Annotated in this window: 7 protein-coding genes and 3 pseudogenes; 9 read left to right on the plus strand and 1 reads right to left on the minus strand. The window is 68.9% G+C overall.

Annotated features, from left to right (window positions below; all coding sequences use genetic code 11):
• Positions 1-647: 647 nt before the first annotated feature.
• The 5 genes from ACFC09_RS44390 (at position 648) to ACFC09_RS44410 (ending at position 16,544) form a co-directional block, all read left to right on the plus strand.
• The gene (locus ACFC09_RS44390) at positions 648-920 is read left to right on the plus strand and encodes a hypothetical protein (RefSeq protein ID WP_376538600.1); all 273 of its coding nucleotides are present in this window, start codon (positions 648-650) and stop codon (positions 918-920) included.
• A 1,717-nt stretch (positions 921-2,637) separates the two neighbouring features.
• Positions 2,638-4,296: a PfaD family polyunsaturated fatty acid/polyketide biosynthesis protein gene (locus ACFC09_RS44395; protein ID WP_376538602.1), complete on the plus strand. Its 1,659-nt coding sequence runs from the start codon at positions 2,638-2,640 to the stop codon at positions 4,294-4,296.
• Positions 4,297-4,351: 55 nt separating this feature from the next.
• Positions 4,352-8,023 (plus strand): beta-ketoacyl synthase N-terminal-like domain-containing protein, encoded by a 3,672-nt coding sequence (locus ACFC09_RS44400; protein WP_376538604.1) that lies wholly within the window; start codon positions 4,352-4,354, stop codon positions 8,021-8,023.
• 52 nt (positions 8,024-8,075) lie between these two features.
• On the plus strand, positions 8,076-10,244 hold the full coding sequence (locus ACFC09_RS44405) for an SDR family NAD(P)-dependent oxidoreductase (RefSeq protein ID WP_376538606.1): 2,169 nt from the start codon (positions 8,076-8,078) through the stop codon (positions 10,242-10,244).
• 36 nt (positions 10,245-10,280) lie between these two features.
• The gene (locus ACFC09_RS44410) at positions 10,281-16,544 is read left to right on the plus strand and encodes a beta-ketoacyl synthase N-terminal-like domain-containing protein (protein WP_376538608.1); all 6,264 of its coding nucleotides are present in this window, start codon (positions 10,281-10,283) and stop codon (positions 16,542-16,544) included.
• A gap of 108 nt (positions 16,545-16,652) precedes the next feature.
• Here the strand turns inward: ACFC09_RS44410 and ACFC09_RS44415 are convergent.
• A pseudogene (locus ACFC09_RS44415) lies at positions 16,653-17,459 on the minus strand (transposase); the annotation flags it as partial.
• 76 nt (positions 17,460-17,535) lie between these two features.
• On the opposite strand from ACFC09_RS44415, the gene ACFC09_RS44420 reads away from it, so the two are divergent.
• From ACFC09_RS44420 to ACFC09_RS44435, 4 genes and pseudogenes are all read left to right on the plus strand, one after another.
• A complete protein-coding gene (locus ACFC09_RS44420) occupies positions 17,536-18,645 on the plus strand; it encodes an SDR family oxidoreductase (RefSeq protein ID WP_376538610.1) in 1,110 nt (369 codons plus the stop codon).
• A 57-nt stretch (positions 18,646-18,702) separates the two neighbouring features.
• Complete coding sequence (locus ACFC09_RS44425; protein WP_376538612.1) at positions 18,703-18,942, plus strand: hypothetical protein; 240 nt, start codon at positions 18,703-18,705, stop codon at positions 18,940-18,942.
• Positions 18,939-19,394 (plus strand): annotated as a pseudogene (locus ACFC09_RS44430) (transposase); the annotation flags it as partial. The gene ACFC09_RS44425 and the pseudogene ACFC09_RS44430, both read left to right, overlap by 4 nt.
• Positions 19,395-19,423: 29 nt before the next feature.
• Positions 19,424-19,609, plus strand: a pseudogene (locus tag ACFC09_RS44435) (transposase); the annotation flags it as partial.

Consider the following 19,609-nt stretch of genomic DNA (forward strand, 5'->3'; position numbering starts at 1 on the left):
CTCGACCCCGGCGACGGTAGAAGTCGGCACGACCGGCCTCATTCCGAACCCCTGCGAATCACTCCAACGAGGCACCCACAGAAGATCTGCGCCCATCGCCGAACGCAACTGCCGCAAACCTCGCAAAGGTTGAATAACAGGCTTGGATTGTTGTTCATCAAGAGATGGCTAGCTGAACCTGCGCCGACACGGCCCAACCTCCCCCAGGGCGTAGTCGAATCTGTTCATCAACCCGCGTTCATCTATCTGGTACTGTTTCATCTTGTTGGGGTCAGGGGTGATCCTTGATGATGCAGACACGGGCGCGACTCCTGTGAGGATCCTTCGGCGTAGGGAACTGGAAGATCATCAGGGGCCGCGCTCGCCACGCAATAAACCGGACTTGGTGCATCAAACCGGAACTATCCTGCGGCCGTGAGGCCGTTGACGGTTCCTACCTGATGCCTCGCCCTGGCGAACTGCGGGGAGGTGAATACTTTGAGGGAGTGCCAGGAGCCGAGCCGTTAGCTCCATCCCTCCGCGGGCGCGGCCGGTTGTTTTCTTCTACAGGTGACAGCGCTGCATAAGGCGCGATTGGATTCTCCCGCGACGACTCGGAGATCATAAATGATGTCGTAACGGTGATGCCTCCGGCTACCGGAGTCGTGGTGCCGGACGCGGCGGTGAAAGAATCACCTTTTCCCTTCTGGTCGAACTCCTGGGCGCCGGTGCGATCTTGCTTCTGGGGGGCGACCTTCTGTTCGTCGCTGCTCGACGTGTTGCTCGCCTGGCGAGATATGGGCGGTTCGGGACTATTCTGCCGCCAGCGTTTCATGACGGTCTGCGTCAGCCCGGTGGCGAAACTCCTGACAGCCGATGGGATTTTCGCGGACGGCTTGGTTGGGGTCTGCGGCCTTCCGGTCGAGATCGTAACTTCGTGACTCTTCAGATCCCCCTCGTGGCCTTGAGTGATGCCTGAGTCAAACAGGGCCGCCGTGATACGGGATATGGCAGCGTTGGGAGGAATCGTCGGGCTGACCTTCGGGACGGCCCTACTTGGCATCTTGCTTGCCCCGGGAGACACCACTTCCTCCTTGGTTGCCCCGGGAGACACCCCTTGCTCCTGATCGTACTTCCTCTCCCAGCGCCGGAGGGTGGCAGCGGCTCGTCTCAGCTGTTCGTCGTCCCCGTCCTCGTTCTGACTATGGGGATCTGTGGATGGCGTGGTCATGGAACGTCCTTCCTCGCAGCGGAACTGTGCACTCCGCTCCACAGGAAGACGGATCATCGGGCTGAAAGGTTCAATCGGGCATCGTCGTCTCTAAAGTGGCGGAGCTGGTCGAGCACGGCTCCGGCGTTGTTCCGTTGTGTCCGGCTTCGTAGTGTTTGATCGGATGCCGTAGACGGCGAAGACGTCGTTGTGGTTGAGAAGGTCGCGGAGGGTGTGGGCGATGTTGGCTTGTCCGGCCAGGCGGAACGTACTGGCGGGCTGAAGTGCTGCGTAAGAAATTGGTGGGGATCGAGGTGGAGGTGGCCCGGCCGGAGGCTGCCGAGGTCGTCTTCGGGTAGTGGGCCGAGGCGATCGACGGCGGGCGCCAGCCGTCCGCCATCATCGAGCCAGAGCCGGTGGTGGCTGGTCCGGGTGCGGGTGGTATGCGGCTGGTGCGGGAGCGTGTCGAGGACATGGGGGTGGAGGTCCTCACCCCGGAGTACCGGCGGATCATGGAGCTCGTGGCCAGTTCGGACGGTCCGGTGATGCCCGGGAATTCGCGGTCGCGCTGGGCAGGGAGACGACACCGGCGAAGGTGGAGCCGGTGGAAGAAGATCGCCCGCAGCGGCGGAGTCGTGGTCCTGCTGGACGGCACCCTCGTCCGTACGCGCCGTTGTACCCGGACGGACAACCGGAAGAGCTTCGCCGGCAAGCACAAAGCCCATGGCCCGCTGTTTCCCGCGCTGACCGACGAGAAAGGCAACCTGATCCGGATCTCCGCGGCCAAGCCCGGCCGCCCCAGCCTCACCGCGGACCAGACCGCGCACACAGCTCCGCGTCAACGCCAGGCCCGATACCCGGGCCGGCCGCCCGCTGGGTCACTCCGGGCGTCTCTGTGACCCCGACCGGACGCATCCTTGTTTGAGTAGATCCGTCGCCTGCGGCCACCGTTTCTGCTCAACTGGACTCAATACACGACGAGTTCGCGTCCCCATGCGCCCGTTGTGCCGCACATGTATCGATCGACAAGCAGTGCGCAGAAGCCATCAGATCAAACACACGAACTATGCCAGGTTCTTACAGATCCGCCAGTGAAGCGGCAATGACGACCAACCTTCTTTTCGGTGACAACTCTGATGTTGACGCCTCGTAACGGCGCAGCTATCTTTCACGTCGCGCAGAGAGTTCGGGATCTAGGACACTTTCGTGTCGAGCTTGGCGGGCCGGGATTGCCATGTCGTTTACACCAATAATTCGTGCGAACTTCCCTGGGTGGTGGGGTAGTCGCGGTGTACGGATTCGGTGGCAAGCCTCACGGTCTGCGGCGCTGTCGTGCATGAATTACCGTTTCAGAGTCCGTTAGTGGAGCCAGGGTAAATCTGCCGGGTCTTCCGTGATTAGATAATCCGGGTCGTCCAATTCACCATTTTAAGTGTCTGGTTCGGGAGATGGTGTGGGTGGTCTTTTCAGGTATGCTCGGCGATTCACTGGAGGCCGGCGGAGCGCCTATTCCTCTCCTCGTTCGTGAACCTCTGCGCTGGCGCCCGAGGGTGCCGCCGGTAGCCGTCACGCCTGATGAGATCGGAGCACTCCTCACCGACCCTCGGCGCGGGCTAGAGGTCGTGAGCGACGGAGCGGTCAGGGCTGTTGGGTACGGGGGAGAGTTGCGTCCTGGCGCCGGCGGCTTCGAGGCCCTGGGGTCGCTTCCCGCGCTGTATCCGGAGTGGCTCGGCGATCCCACCTTCGCTTCGACGCACAGGGTCCGCTTCCCTTACATCGCAGGCGAGATGGCAAACGGGATCTCCACCACCCGCATGGTTGTGGCCATGGCCAGGGCGGGCATGCTCAGCTTCTTCGGCGCCGGCGGGCTCGGTACGGCGCGAGTGGAAGCGGCCCTCCGGGAGTTGTCCGAGACGCTTCGTTCCTCGCCGAACTGGGGTGTGAACCTGCTCCACTCGCCCAACGAACCCGGCTACGAGGACCGTGTGATCGACCTGGTTCACCACTACGGAGTGGTGAATGTGTCGGTCTCCGCCTTCATGGACCTCACTCCGGCGGTCGTGCGGTGCGCCGCAACCGGCCTGCACACAGATCCGGAGGGAAGGATCATTCGGCGGACCCGCCTGTTCGCCAAGGTTTCGCGCCCTGAGGTGGCTGAGAAGTTCATGTCTCCGGCTCCCGATGAGCTGTTGCGGGTCTTGCTGGAGCAGGGGCGGCTGACCGCTGACGAGGTCTCGCTCGCCCGGCGGATTCCGCTCGCGACGGACGTCACCGTCGAAGCCGACAGCGGTGGCCACACCGACAACCGTCCGCTGACGGTCGTCCTGCCCGTGATGCTGGCCCTGCGGGACGCCCTCTCCCGCCGCCACGGTTACGCCGAGCGCGTCCGGGTCGGTGCTGCCGGCGGACTTGGGGATCCGCTCGCTGTGGCGTCGGCGTTCGCCTGCGGGGCGGACTACGTCGTGACGGGGACCGTCAACCAGCGATCGGTCGAGGCCGGTACCTCCGACGAGGTGAAGCGGTTGCTCGCCGAGGCGGACCTGGCCGATGTCACGATGGCTCCGGCGTCCGACATGTTCGAGTACGGCGTCAAGGTGCAGGTGCTGCGCCGCGGCACCATGTACGCGAGCCGCGCGGCCGGGCTCTACGAAGCCTACTGCCGCTACGACTCGCTGGAGCGGATTCCCACGGGGGTTCGCGACCGGATAGAACGCGACCTGCTACGAGCCGGCTTCGATGAGGCGTGGGCCGCCACTCGTCGGTACTGGGCCGACCGCGACCCGGATCAGATCGCAGTCGCCGAGCGTGACCCCAAACACCGCATGGCCCTGGTCTTCCGCTCCTATCTGGGTCAGGCCAGCCGCTGGGCCATCGCCGGTGAGCCGTCCAGGCGAGCGGACTACCAGGTCTGGTGCGGGCCCGCGATCGGCTCGTTCAACCGGTGGGTGGCCGGCAGCCCACTGGCCGAGCAGCAGCACTGCACGGTCGTGCAGATCGCCCGCAATCTGATGGAGGGCGCGGCTGTGGTCACCCGTGCGCGTCAGTTGGGCAGTTACGGCGTCCGCGTTTCGTGCGCGGGCAATTACGTTCCCCGTCTCCTGTCCTGACTCACTTCAAGCGACCCGCCCCCTATTCCTGCCCCGTTGTTGAGAGGTGCCGTCCATGTCTGAGTCCCGCGCTCCTGATCCGGTTCCCGTTGCCGTCGTCGGACTGGCCGCGTTGCTACCGGGGGCCTCCGATGTCCGGTCGTACTGGCGCAACGTCGTCGCCGGCAAGGACCTCCTCACCGAGGTGCCGTCGACGCACTGGCTGGTCGACGACTACTACGACCCGCACCCGTCCGCTCCGGACAAGACATATTGCAGGCGCGGCGGCTTTCTGCCCGCCGTGGACTTCGACCCCTTCGCGTACGGCATCCCGCCTGCGACGCTGACGGCCATTGACCCAACGCAGTTGCTCGGTCTGGTCGTGGCCGACCGGCTGCTGGCGGACACAGAAGCCAACCTGGCGGCCCCGCTGGACCGAGAACGGATCGGTGTGATCCTCGGCAGCGGCTCGATCCCCATGTTCGGCACCATGGCCGCTCGTATCCAGCGCCCTGTCTGGCTGCGGGCACTGCGGTTGCAGGGCATACCGGAGGAAGAGGCGCAGGCGGCCTGCGACCGGATCGCCGACCAGTTCGTTCCCTGGCAGGAGTCCAGTTTCCCAGGGATGCTTTCCAACGTGATCGCGGGGCGGATCGCGAGCCGCTTCGACCTGCACGGCATCAACTGCACGGTGGACGCGGCCTGCGCCAGTTCGCTGGCTGCCCTCAGCGCCGCAGTGAACGAACTCGCTCTGGGCCACGCCGATGTGATGTTCACCGGCGGCGCGGACACGCTCAACAACCCCTTGATGTACGTCTCGATGAGCAAGACCCCCGCCCTGTCCTCCTCCGGCGAGGTGCGGCCCTTCGATGCGGACGCCGATGGCACGGTGATCGGTGAGGGCCTCGGCATGGTCGCCCTCAAACGTCTGGCCGACGCCGAGCGCGACGGTGACCGCGTGTACGCGGTTCTGCGGGCGGTCGGAGCGGCTTCCGACGGGCGCGGCAGCGCGATCTATGCGCCTGAACCGCAGGGACAGGCGCGGGCCCTGCGGCGTGCCTACGAGATAGCCGGCTACTCGCCGACCACGGTCGAGCTGGTCGAAGCGCACGGCACGGGGACACGAGCTGGGGACGCTGCCGAGTTTGCCGCGTTGAGGGAGGTCTTCGCAGCAGACAGTGCCGACACAGCCTGGTGCGCTCTGGGTTCGGTGAAGTCGCAGATCGGTCACACCAAAGCGGCGGCCGGCGCCGCAGGGCTGATCAAGGTCGTACTGGCTTTGCATCACAAGGTGCTCCCGCCGACGATCAAGGTCGCCCGTCCCAGCCCGGCGCTGGAGATCGAAAAGAGTCCGTTCTACCTCAACACGCAGGCTCGGCCGTGGATCAGGGCAGACGATCATCCGCGCCGGGCCTCGCTGTCGGCCTTCGGTTTCGGTGGCAGCAACTACCACGCCACCCTTGAGGAGTACCGTCCCCAGCACGGTCGGCCGCAACCGGCGCGCTACCACGCGCTGCCGCAGGAACTCCTGCTGTTCAGTGGCGCGTCGCTGGACACTCTCAGGGCCAGGGCCCGTCAACTGCTGGACGAACTGCCGTTCGCCGAGGCGGCTCGGGAGAGCAGGCGAACGTTCGACCGAACTGCCATGTGTCGGCTTGCCCTTGTCGCCGCCGACGCGACGGAGACCTGCACCAAGCTTGACCAGTTCCTCGCGCTGCGTCCGGACAAGCCGATGACGGCGCCTGGGGGAGTCAGCTACACCACCGGGGAGGCCGAACCGGGCTCGCTCGCCTTTCTCTTCCCCGGCCAGGGGTCGCAGTATCCGGGCATGGGCTCCGGGGTGGCCATGGCCTTCCCCGCCGCCCGCGCAGTGTGGGACCGGGTAGCGCGGTCGGAACTCGGGCCGGTGCCGCTGCACCAGGTGGTCTTCCCGCAGCCGGGCTTCAGCGAGGCCGAGCGTGCGGCACAGCAGGATCTGCTGACCCGGACGGAGTGGGCCCAGCCCGCGCTGGCCGCACACAGCCTCTCACTGCTGGCGGTACTCGACGTGCTCGGACTGCGGGCCCAGCGGCTGGGCGGGCACAGCCTCGGCGAACTGGTGTCCCTGCACGCGGCGGGAGTGTATGACGCGGACACCTTGCTACGCCTGACCCGGCGGCGCGGTGAGGTGATGGGCTCGGCCTCGGAGGTTTTGGGGGGCATGCTGGCCGTAAACCTCCCGCTGCAACAGGTCGAGGCGGAACTGGAGGGGGCGGAAGGGATCTGGGTCGCCAACCACAACCAACCCGACCAGGTCGTGGTGTCGGGGGAGGTCTCAGCGGTCGAGCAGTTCGAAGCGCGGCTCGCCCGGCAGGGCGTACGGGCGCGGCTGCTTGATGTGGTCATCGCCGCGCACACCCCCCTGGTCGCTTCCGCGAACGCGGCACTGCACGATTTTCTCAGCGCGGAGCGGCTGTCGCCGCCGGTGACCGAGGTGTGGAGCAACCTGACGGCCGAGCCCTACGGCCCGGATCTGACAAGGCTGCGCGAGATGGTGTCCGTGCACGGCGCCTCACCGGTCCAATTCGTCGACCAGATCGAGGCGATGTACGCCGCAGGCAGCCGGACCTTCGTCGAGGTCGGCGCCGGGTCCGCAATCACCGGGATGGTCGGCTCGATCCTCGGCGACCGGCCGCACCTTGCGATCAACCTCGACCGCAAAGGCGCGTGCTCAGTGGAGTCGCTGCTCACCGCTCTGGGCCGGCTGGCCATCAACGGCGTCGAGTTGGACTTCGAGGCTCTGTGGCCGGCACCGGACCCGGTGGTCCGGCCCCCTGGCCCAGCGGCCGTCAAGATCAATGGCGCCGAGTACGGCCGCCCCTACCCGCCGTCCGATGCGGAGCCGGTCGCACCGGTCCGCACGCCGGCCGCACCGTCCCCGGCCGTCCTCCCGACGGAGTCCCGGCCCGAGCCGGCCGCCGTTCCCGCATCTGCTTCGTTCCCGTACACGTCCACCGAGAAAGCGAGTACATCGATGCCGCAGTACCAGACCGCACCCGACCCGGACTGGCTGCAGGTCCTGGCCGAGACCCAGCGGCAGACTGCCCAGGCCCAGGCAGCTTTCCAGCAGGCCCTGCTGACCGGCCACCAGTCGTACCTGCAGTTCGTCGACAACACCATGGGCCGAATGGCAGGCGGCCTGGCGGACGCGGGCGAGGCCGCCCCGGCGACGGGCGTAATCGCGCCGCTCGTCGCCCCGGTCCGGGAAGCACCCCCGCAGGTCGAGAGCCCTGTGCGGTCGGCGTTCCAGGCCCCGGCGCCCGAGCTCATGGCTCCGCCCGCGTCGCCCGCCCAGTCGGTAGCCACCCAGTCCGTAGCCCCCCAGATCGTCCCCCCGACAGCCCCGCTTCCTGCGGTCTCTCCCGCCGCGCCGCCCGTGGCGGCTGCTCCCGAGCCGCCCACCACCGTTCTGAGCGCTGAGCTGCTGCTGGGGATCGTCGCGAAGATGACCGGGTATCCCGTCGAACTCCTGGGTTCCGACATGGATCTGGAGTCGGAGCTCGGTGTCGACTCGATCAAGAAGGTGCAGATCCTCTCCGCCCTTCGGCAGCGCGTCCCTGGGCTGCCCGGCTCCGACTCTCCCGGCGCGGGCGGCCTGTTCAAACTGCGCACCGTCGACGCGATCGTCGAGCACCTGGCCGCCGGCACGCCTGGGACGGGTCAGCACGGGAAAGAGCCCGGTGGGGACTCGGCCGAGGAGGGTGAATGACGCGCCGGCTGATCAGAGGCAGTCGGCGCTGCGGCGGTGCGTGGTGCGGGCCGTGGAGCTGCCGTCCGCAGGTGTCGGGATGGGTGGCCTGACAGGAGCTGTGGTCCACGTGGTGGACGGCGGCAGCGGGCTGGCCCGGGACGTGGTGACCAGGCTGCACGCGTGCGGGATCGAGACGGTCGAGGGCGGCTCGCTGAGCGGGGCGAGCGCCGTATTGCTGCTCGGTGGCATGGCGCCCGTTGAGATGCCCCAGGACGCATTGACCGTGATGCGCGAGGTGTTCACGGCGGCCCAGGAGGTCGCTGCCGTTATGGCGACGTACGGTGGCCTGTTCGCCGTCGTCCAGGACACCGGCGGCGACTTCGGTCTGAGTGGCGGGCACGGGGATCGGGCATGGCTCGGCGGTATTGCCGCTCTGGCGCGGACCGCGGCACGGGAGTGGCCCGCGGCCTGCGTCAAGGCCATCGACTGCGCTCGCGGCCCCCGCGACAGCGCTGCGGTCGCCGAGGCCATCGTCGCCGAGCTGGTGTCCGGGGGGCCGGCCCTCAATGTGGGCTTGCCCCTCGACGGCCGGCGCGTGACCCTCGACACGGTCGTCGCCCCCCATGGAGCCGAGCTCGCGGACGCCCCACTCGACGAGGACAGTGTTGTCGTCGTCACGGGCGGCGCCCGCGGGGTGACGCCGGCAGTGCTCGACGAACTGGCCACCAGGTATCGGCCTCGGCTCGCCATTCTCGGCCGGACCGAGCTCGTTGAGGAGCCCCCGGGGCTGGAGGACGCTCTCGACCAGCCAGCTCTGGTGGCGCGACTGGCCTCCCGCGACCCGGGCTGCGGCCCGGTGGCGATCCTGGCTCAGGCACGCCGGATTCTTGCCGTCCGTGAGGTGCGCCAGACTCTGGCCGCCGTGCGGGCCCGTGGCAGCGAAGTGCGGTACTTCCCGGTGGATGTCACCGACGCTGCGTCGGTGCACCGCGCACTCGACGAAGTCCGGGAGGTGTTTGGGCCCGTCACCGGTCTGATCCACGCTGCGGGCGTGGTGCACGACAAGTACATCGCCGACAAGACGGCCGTCCAGTACGAGGCGGTCCTCGCCACCAAGCTGGACGGTCTGCGCCTGCTTCTCGACGCCACCCGGGATGACCCGCTGCGGCTGCTGTGCTTGTTCTCCTCGATCGCGGCATGGGCTGGGAACCCGGGCCAGAGTGACTACGCGATGGCGAATGAGGTTCTCGGTCAGATCGCTGCCGTCGAACGCATTCGACGCCCGCATTGCCTGGTCCGTTCCATCGGCTGGGGCCCCTGGGACGGTGGCATGGTCACCCCGGAGATCGCTGCCCGGTTCGGGCAGCAGGGACTGGATCTGATCCCGCTGCGTGCTGGAGCCAGCGCCTTCGTAGCGGAGCTGCAGAACGGACAGGATCCCGCACATGTCATCCTGACGGTCGGGGAGCTCCCCGACCCGCCGGCCCTGAGGGCCGAGACGCCGGTTGCCGGCAATACGGGACAGCCGCATGGGCCCGGTGGGCTCAGCTTCCCGGCCGGCCTCCAACCAATAGCCATGGCAGTGGAGTTGTTTACCGCAGCCACGCGTGGCCGGCTCCCGGACCAACCGATTGTGACGCTGCGCGACATTGCCCTCGACGCGCCAGGCGCCGCGGCCCCACCGGACGGCTGCGGCAGCGTGCGCGTCGAGGGCTTCCCCCGCAGCAATCAGCTGGAGCTGCGGCTGCTGGGTGCGCCCTCACGAGTGAAGGCAGTGGCCCAACTCGGCAGGACCCCGGGCGGCGGTGTCTGGCCCGACCATCCGTATCTGCCCCCGCTTGACAGCGGCCACGACGGCGGTGACGTGGTGAACCGCGGTGCCGTGCTGCGGATGCCGGCGGCGGGCGTGCGGGTGGGCGCCCCCGGCGCCGTCGCCCCGCTGGAGCTCGGGGGCACCGGCGCGTCGGGGGACGTGCTGCACCTCGAAGCCATGACCGCCGACGCCGCCCTGCGACTCGCGGTCCTGTGGGGTGAGAAGGTGCTCGGCTCCCCTGTCGCGCCTGTGGGCCTGGAGGAGTACCGCAGGCACCGGTTCGGTCCTGCGGGCCGAACCCTGCACTGCCTGTTGCACAGTCGCGAACGGGCCGGGAAACGAGCCGTCTGCGATATCGCCCTGCTGCGCGAGGACCAGACCCTCTACGCCGAATTCCTCGGGGTCGCACTCAACCCCTGCACGTGATCACCGATCAGCAGTACTAAATGGAGGACGAGCAGCGTGTCATTCGAACCGATCGCGATCGTGGGACAGGGGTGCGTGCTTCCCGGAGCGCACGACCCCGCCGCCTTCTGGACCGGAATCGAGAACGGGCGGGTGAGCCTGAGCGAGGTGACCCCGGACGAATGGGGCCTGCCGCAGAACTGGCCCGATCTCGGCGTGGTGGAGTGGCTGCCCAAGGGCTTTCGACCCGTCTCCGGACTCGTCCGAGGCTTTGAGCAGGCATTCGACCCGTCCGGGTTCGCCATCGACGCCGAGTCCGTGGCCGACTGGGATCCGGCGCTGCAGTGGATCCTGCACGCCGGACGGCAGGCGCTGCGTGAGGCGCACTGGGACGGCCCGCCCGCGCGGGCAGGTCTGGTCATGGGCAACCTCGGCTTCGCCTGGCGCGGTCTGACCGCCTATGCCGAACAGGTGTGGCTGGACCGGCTCGGCCTCGGCGGTCCGGACGACCGGTCCGCCTCCGCACCCGCGGGGCGACGGCGGCCGCATCCTTCGGACCGCTTCTGCTCGGGGCTTCCGATGGTGCGCGCCGCGCAGGCACTCGGCCTGGAGGCGGGCGCGTTCGGCCTGGAGGCGGCGTGCGCGTCCTCGCTGTACGCGATCAAGACGGCCTGCGACCGGTTGCACGACGGGTCCGCCGACCTGATGCTCGCCGGTGCGGTCAGCGGGGCCGCAGGCCCGCAGATCCATGTGGGATTTGCCTCACTCGGCGCGCTGAGTCTCAGCGGTCGGCCCCTCCCCTTCGACCGGCACGCCGACGGCATGATCCCGGGTGAAGGTGCCGGTCTTGTCGCTCTGATGCGCCACCGGGACGCCGTCCTGGCGGGGCGGACCGTGCTGGGCGTCATACGTGGCATCGGCCTGTCCAACGACGGGAACACCGGCGGCTTCCTGTCCCCTTCCCCGCGCGGCCAGGAGGAGGCGATGCGAGCGGCGTACGCGGCAGCCGGCCTCGACCCGTCCACGGTGACGCTGCTGGAATGCCACGCGACCGGGACGGCGGTGGGCGACGCCATCGAGGTCCGCAGCAGCGGCGCCGTGTTCGAGGACGCCACCGATCTGGTCATCGGCTCGGCCAAGGCCAACGTGGGCCATCTGCTGGCGACCGCGGGAATCGCCGGGCTGCTGAAAATCCTCGGCGCCTTCCGCTCCGGGCTGCGCCCTGGCACACCCGGGATCGACTCCCCCATCGAATCCCTGCGGGAGACGCCTTTCCGGCTGCTCCGACATGCGGAACCGTGGAACTGCCGGCAGCGCGCTGCGCTGAGCGCGTTCGGCTTCGGCGGCAACAACGCCCACCTCGTCATCGACCCGCCGGACGCCATCGCGACCCCACACGGCCAAAGGAGCAGGCCCCGGCAGACCACACCTGAGCAGCCGCCGCAGATCGCGGTTGTCGCCCTCGGGGTGCGCGCCGGGTCCGGGAGCGGGGTCGCCGACTTCCGCACTGCTCTGTTCACCGGCCAGGCTCCGGAGATGGACCGCCAGGACGTCGAAACGGACCTGACCGGGCTCAGGTTCCCCCCGAACGACCTGAAGGAAGCACTGCCCCAGCAGCTGCTGGTTCTGGCAGCGGCCCGGGAGGCCGTGGCAGGCCTGCGGCTTCCTCGCCGCACCTCGGTGCTGATCGGCACGGGCTGCGACCCCGAGGGCGCGCGCTTGACCGCCCGCTGGCGGCTGGATGCCTGGTCTGCCCACCACGGCAGGCCCACCGGTCTCGACGAGCCGATCGGCCCCCGTCTGAGCGGGGCACGCCTGACGGGCATGATGGCCAACGGCACAGCCAATCGCATCAGCATCCAGTTCGACCTGCTCGGCCCCGCCCACGCGGTGCTCGCCGAGGAGGAGTCCGGCCTGGTCGCTCTCGACCTCGCCACCCGGTCGCTGCGCTGCGGTGAGGTCGACGCAGCCGTCGTCGGGGCCGTCGACCTGTCCTCCGAGCCGGTCCACGCGGCGGCCGTAGACGCGTTGGGGGGTCCCGACCGGCCTGCTGACGCAGCGGTCGTGCTGGTCCTGAAGCGCCTGGACGACGCCCGCAGGGACGATGACCCGGTGCTCGCTCTGTTGCCCGAGTCGGCGGGCGAGTCGGCCGACCTCGTCCTCGGCGAGGGGGCGGCCTTCGACCCCGCGACGCTCTTCGGCCACAGCCACGCGGCACGCGGCCTGCTCGCCGTGGCCGCAGGCGCCCTTGCCCTGCACCACCAGCAGGTACCCACTGGCTCACGTCCCACGCTCACCGCGCTGCGAAGCGCGGAGATCGCGACGGTCCGATGTGACGGCGGCCTGCGACGCACGCGGTTGCAGGGGGCGGACGTCCAGGGCTTGATACCGGCGCTCGCGCAGCTGACGGTTTTCTCCGGCAGCGACCGGGCTGCCGCGCTGTCAGCTCTGGAGGCCGGCCGCAGCGGCGACGGCGGCCCCGCTCGGCTCGCCGTCGTCGCCGATTCGGCTGATGCGGCGGCCCGACGGGCACCGGCGATCCGGGAGTCGCTGCACAGCGGCGCGCTCCTTCCGCGAGGCGTCGCGTACCGCGACACACCGCTGGACGGACAGATCGCCTTCGTCTACACCAACGGCTCGGCCGCGTACCCGGGCATGGGCAGTGAGCTGTTGCGTGTTTTCCCCGAGCTCATCGACGCGGTGCGCAGACGGCTTGGCCCCCTCGAACCGTTGGTGGGCTGGGCCTACGGCCGGGGCGGCCGCCCCGGGGACGCGATGGACCAGATCAGCGGTGCGGCGTTCCTGTCCGTGCTGCACACTCTGATCACCCGTGAGGTCCTCGGCATCCAGCCGGCCGCGGCGATCGGCTACTCCTCCGGGGAAGCCGCCGCACTGGCAGCACTTGGCGCCTGGCAGGACTCCACTGGCCTGTATGCCGCTGCCCGCGCATCCGGCCTGTTCACCGCCGAGCTCGGCGGGGCGATGAACACCGTCCGCGCCGCCTGGGCGGACGCCGGCGTACACGGTACTCAGTGGACCGCATACCAGATCGACGCAGACGCCGACCAGGTCCGAACGGCGTTGGCAGACCTGCCCGCCGTTCACCTGATGGCGGTCAACGCGCCCGGGCGGTGCGTGATCGGCGGCGAGAAGGACGCGTGTGCCTCCGCCCTGGCCCGGCTGGGCGGGGCGAACGCGCTCCTCCTCGACTACGACGTGGCCGCCCACGTCCCCGAGGCAGCCGCCGTGCGCGACCGCCTCTACGAGCTGCACCTGCTGCCCACACAGTCCGTTCCCGGGGTGCGGTTCTACAGCGGGGCCACCGGCCGGCCCTACGACGTCACCGCCGAGCGGGCCGCGCAGGCCACCGCTGACCAGTGTGTCGGCACGATCGACTTCACCGCCTCCATCGAGCACGCTTACCACAACGGCGTCCGGATCTTCGTCGAACACGGCCCCGGGAGCCTGTGCACCGGCTGGATCCGACGTATTCTGGGGACGCGCCCTCATCTCGCCGTCGCCCTTGACCCGCTGCGCGACGGCGGCCTCGACGGCCTGCTCGGCTCACTCGCCGAACTGGCTGCCACCGGGGTGCCCGCGACCTGGCCCGAACGGGCGCGCCGAGCCGAGGAATCCGGCCCCGTCCTACGCGTTCCCGCACACCTTTCGACGCCACGGCGAGCCGATCCGGTAGCGTTGGCGACTCCTTCGGAGCACATGGCCGCTGCCCCGGACTCCGTGCCGGCCGTCGTCTTGTCCCGGACGTCCCTGCCGCAGGTGGCGTCCCCGAGTCCCGCTGCGCCCCCTCCGGCACCCGTACCGGCCCGGTTCGTACAGGCGCTGCTGGCCGAGCAACTCGCGCAGGTCTCCTCCGTCCACCTCGGCCATGTGGCGACCAGTCAGGAAGCACAGTTGCGGTTCCTGGCGCAGCAGGCCCGGATCGCTGCCGCACTGCCCCGTGCGTCGCGCGCCCCCGGTCCGTCCGGGCTGCGCCGCCGGATCGTCCCCTCGCCGGCTCCAGTGGCGCTGCCCACCGCATCGCACGAGCGGCCGGGGCCGAAGTTCAGCCGGCAGGACCTCGAATACCTTGCCCAGGGGAACGTCTCCCGGCTGTTCGGGCCGATGTTCGCGGTCCAGGACCACGATGAGCGGCAGACGCGTATGCCGCGGCCACCGCTGCTGCTGGCAGACCGGGTCACCGGGATCGATGCCGTCCCCGGCTCCCTGGCAACAGGGACGATATGGACCGAGACGGACCTCACCCCAGGGGCCTGGTATCTCGATCACACCGGACGCATGCCGCCCGGCCTGGTCATCGAGGCCGGGCAGGCCGACCTGCTGCTGATCAGCTGGCTCGGCGCGGACCTGGACAACCGCGCCCGCCGTGTGTACCGGCTGCTGGGCGCCGAAGCGGTGTACCACGCGCCGCCGCCGCCGACCGGCGCATCGCTCGACTACGAGATCCGGATCACCGACCACGTGATCAACGACAGCCAGCGGCTGTTCACCTTCGAGTTCGACTGCCGCGTCGATGGCCGGCCGATGCTGACCGTCCGCAACGGACAGGCGGGCTACTTCACCGACGAGGAACTGGCGGACACCGGCGGAGTCCTGTGGGATCCCCAGACCGCACCGGCCGGCCCCGGACAGGTCGACAAGCCCCCCATCCGCGGCACCCGACAGCGGTTCTCCGAGCGTGAGGTCGAAGCGTTCAGTCAGGGCCATCCTGCCGCCTGCTTCGGCGAGCAGTGGCGGGCAGCCGAAGCGCACGTCCGGACCCCGCGTATCCCACCGGGCCGCATGCGGCTCCTGGACGAGGTCGTCTGCTTCGACAGTGCGGCAGGCCCTTGGCAACGCGGCTATCTGCAGGCCCGTACGGCGCTCCGCCCCGATGACTGGTTCTTCGACGGACACTTCCACAACGACCCGTGCATGCCGGGCACCCTCATGCTGGACGGTTGCCTGCAGGCGATGTCGTTCTACCTCGCCGCAGCCGGTTGCACCCTGACCCGGGACGCGTGGCGCTTCGAACCCGTCCCCGAGCAGAGCTACCGGATCGAGTGCCGCGGTCAGGTGACCCCGCAGAGCAAGGAACTCCTCTACGAGGTGTTCGTGCGCGAGTTCAGCGCGGGCCCCCACCCCACCGTCACGGCCGACGTCCTGCTCACCGCCGACGGTGTCAAGGCCGTCTACGTCGCGGGGCTGGCAGTCCGGCTCGTGCCGGACTGGCCGCCGAAGAGCGAGCCCGTGACCGACGTGCGGCCCGCCGCGCAGATCGACGGGATCCGCCTCGACCACAACGCGCTGCTCGCTCATGCTCAAGGTCCGCAGACCCAAGCGCTCGGGCGCATCGGCGAGGGCTTCGACGGGACCCGGCGCGCACCTCGGCTCCCGAGCCCGCCGTACCACTTCGTGACCCGGATCCGTGACGTCTCCGGCGCTTACGGCGGCCTGGAAACCGGAAGCGTCGTCCATGCGGAGTACGACGTTCCCGCAGACGCCTGGTACTTCATCCAGAACCCCGATGGCGTCATGCCGGTCTCGGTGCTGCTCGAAACCGCACTCCAACCGTGCGGTTGGCTCAGCTCCTACGGAGGCGTCATGCTCCGCAGCGACAACGAGATGCTTTTCCGCAATCTCGACGGCAACCTGGCCCTGCACACCACGGTGACCTCGGCAGACCGAAGGATCACCACCCGCGCCGAGCTCACGGAGATCTCGGAGCTCAACGGGATGATCATCCAGTCGTTCGCGGTGACCGCCCGGGTCGATGACCGCCCCCTCCTGGACGGCACGGCCGTCTTCGGATCCTTCACCCCGGCCGCGCTCGCCAACCAAGTGGGCTTCCCTGCGACCGAGACCGACCGCCGGCGACTGGCCGAGCCGTACGACACCCCGGTCCGCCTGACGCCCGGCGGCGGGCTGCCCGGCCCGATGCTGCTGATGCTGGACGAGATTGCCCGCCACCGGACCGTCCGGGACCACGAGTTGGGACACATCACAGCCCTCAAGCGGGTGCAGCCGGGCGAGTGGTTCTTCAAAGCTCACTTCTTCCAGGACCCGGTGATGCCCGGCTCCATCGGCATCGAGGCCATCGTCCAGGCCCTGCAGTGGTATCTCGGCTCGCCCGGCTACGAACTCGTCTCCCCGCTGAGCTGGAAGTTCCGCGGCCAGGTCCTCCCCACCGACAAGGAAGTCACTGTCGAGGCCCGGATCCTGGAACGCCCCGACGAGCGGACCGTCTTCGCCGAGTGCTGGCTGTGGGTGGACGGCCGCCGCATCTATCACATCCCCCGGCTGGGCCTGCGAGCCCGCGCCTAGTAGTGCTTGGTCAGGTCCGTAGTGGGGTATGTTGCGGTGGCGGGCGGAGCAGGCGCCGGTCCAGACTGTGAGGAGTGTCTGCAGTTCGCGGACGACTTGGTCCGCATCGGCCTTCGGCGAGGCGGGATCCCAGCTCCGGGGCAGGAACAGCCGCCAGTTGACCGCGGCCGATGCATGACCGGACGCGAGGTGCAGCGTAAGCGCCATCTGGCAGTTGGTGACCTTGCCCGCGGTACCCGTGTACTGCCGCGACACACACGCCGAAGCCGTGCCGTCCTTGAGGAACCTGGTGTCGTCGAAGAGCATCGCGGCCGGCCCCAGCTCCGCTTCCATCCGCCAGGCCAGCCGGGCCCGGACACGCGAGGGATCCCACCCGCTGGTGGTGATGAAATGGGCCAGCGCCTGCCGGTTGCCGTCCTCACCCAGCCGGGCGGCCATCGGCCCCACCGACTTACGTCTGCCATCCATCAGCAGCCCCCGCAGGTAAACCCGACCCCACCGGCGCTGGTCACTGCGCGCGGACGACTCGAACACATCCGCCGGGAAGGCATCCAACTCACCACGCATCACAGCAATCTCATCCGGAGTCACACCCCCTCGACGACCCACACAACCCGAAGGGCACGCAACCCCACACCAGACCCGACCAAGCACTACTAGCGCCTGACCGGCAAGGTTTGCCCAAAAGGAGCGCTGTCCGGTGCTCCCCCACAGCCTTGGGCGTGGGGGAACCCCAGGTCGCAGGACAGCCGAAAGCCCCTGTAGCGGAACTACCAGGGCTTTCCGCCAACACGGCGAGCGTACGGCCGGGCGGCGTAACGGGGCACCCCTTGCCGGAGGGGCACCAGGAGACTGCCGGAGAACTTGATCTGGCCGCCGGTCTCTCACCGAATCAGCCGCCGGTACCTGGCACATGCGGCACGCCGTCACCTGCTCACTGATCGCCCTCGATCACTGAGCACCTCGGACACACCCGTCTCTGGGAGAAGCAGTGGAACACCACCTCGTCACCGGCGCCACCGGCCTCATCGGCGGCGCCATCGTCCTGGAACTGCTGGAGCGCACCGACGCGAAGGTCACCTGCCTGGTCCGTCCACGGCCCGGCCTCGACGCCGACACCCGGCTCAAATCGGAGCTCCAGCGTGCCGCGAGGGCCTACGGTCGCCCTGACCTCGCACCCGAGATCGAAGGGCGCTGCCACGGCATCCCCGGCGACATCACCGAGCCGGGCTTCGGCGCGGCGCCCACGGGCGAAGCGGTCCACTTCTGGCACGTCGCCGCCTCCATGGCCTACGAGTACGAGCGCAAGGAGGACGTCGTCTCCCGCAACATCGACGGCACCCGGAACGCGCTGGGCCTCGCCAGGGCCGCACACTGTGCGACGTTCAACTTCATCAGCAGCGCACTGGTCGCGGGACGGCGCAACGGCTGGATCGCCGCCGACCCGGCCGACCCATCAATGGCCGTCAACAACTGGTACGAGTACAGCAAGGTCGTCAGTGAGTGCGAGGTTCGCGCACAGCCCTTCGACAGCGTGCGGATCTTCCGCCCGAGCCTGGTCATCGGACACAGCCGCACTCTCGCCGCGACGACCACCAGCGGCCTGTACAACCTCGCGCTGGGACTTGCCCTCGGCGTAGGGGAACTGCGCGGCGCGGGCGGTGTACTTCCATCACCACTGCGGATCAACGGCCTGCCCGACGGCAGCACCAACTACATCCCCGTCGACGCGGCTGCTCGGGCCGCCGTCCAGATCACGCTCACCGACACGGCAACCGGCGTCTACCATCTGACGAACGCCCGCTCCACGCCATTGCGCGACACTTTCAGGGCGCTCACCCAAATCCTGGAGATCCCTGAGGCGGTCATCCACGACGGCGTGGAAGGGTTCACCGACGCGGACCACTTCCTGAATCACAAGATCGGTGTCTACCGCCCCTATCTGCGCTGTGCCAAGGAGTTCGACCAGACAAATGTGGCGCGACTGATCGGGCCCGTCGATCTGCCCGTCGATGTCACCGTGCTGGCAGCGCACCTCGCCTGGTACGTGCACGGCCCGGGTGGCGAGATCCTTGCCTCGCTCGGAGCCCTGCCGGCTTGATGTTTCCTCATCCACCACCTCGTTGCGTGGTGGCCCGGCTGTCCCTCCCCTCGTAGGGTGAAGACCCTGACCGCAGGCGGCGAAAACACCGTTGCCACCCGCGTGTTCGCATCATGCACGCTCGGTGATCACAGACGAGGACTCACCGTCACCACCGACTACGGAACAGACCCGTTGGCTGGACAGACCCCTGGCCGAGCAGGCAACTTGACTTTTTACTGGCTGCGGCTCGTCAGGGTGAACTCGCTCGATGTCCCTGATGGGCCGGCAGTGCTGGTTGTATCTGGTGGTGTGTGAGGTATGGGGATGGGGGCGGGCTGTCCGCTGCGGGACGGCGGCGCCGGGAGACGGTACGGAAACGGGCGGCAGAGCTGTTCGAGCAGAAGATCAAGCCGCTGGAGGTGGCACGGCGCCTGCGGGTGAGCCCGAAGTCGGCCTGTCAATGGCATCAGCTATGGCGGGACTGCGGTGTCCAGGCTCTGGCCTCCCGTGGGCCGAGCGGATCGCGGTGCCGGCTGTCGCCGCGCTGCCTGGAGAAACTGGCCGCGTACCTGGAGGAGGGGCCGGCTGCGCACGGCTGGGACCAGGACCAGGTATGGACCGGTGCGCGGGTGGCGACGCTGATCGGCAGGAAGTTCCATGTCTTCTACAGCGTCTCGGGGGCCATCCGGCTGATGCGCCGGCTCGGGTTCACCCCGCAGGTTCCTGTTCGCAGAGCCGCGGAACGCGACGAGCAGGCCATCGCCGTGTGGAAGGAGGCGACGTGGGGGGAGGTGACGTGGGGGGAGGTGAAAGCGCCCGGGCGGCCTGCGACGGCTTCATCTGCTTCGAGGACGGAGCCGGGTTCACCCGCAGGCCGCCGAAGGGCCGCACCTGGGGCAGGCGGGGAATCACCCCGGTCGTGAGAGTGTCCGGCCGCCGTTCCGGGAGGGTCTCCGTCGCCGGGCTGATCGCGACGCGTCCG

Origin of the sequence: Streptomyces sp. NPDC056161 (genome assembly GCF_042268025.1) — a bacterium.
In the GTDB taxonomy this organism is placed as follows: domain Bacteria; phylum Actinomycetota; class Actinomycetes; order Streptomycetales; family Streptomycetaceae; genus Streptomyces.

Excerpts from the sequence above, each read along its gene's own strand:
- ACFC09_RS44395 (WP_376538602.1), top strand. The coding sequence starts at position 2,638 with ATGGTGTGGGTGGTCTTTTCAGGTATGCTCGGCGATTCACTGGAGGCC.
- ACFC09_RS44400 (WP_376538604.1), top strand. The coding sequence starts at position 4,352 with ATGTCTGAGTCCCGCGCTCCTGATCCGGTTCCCGTTGCCGTCGTCGGA.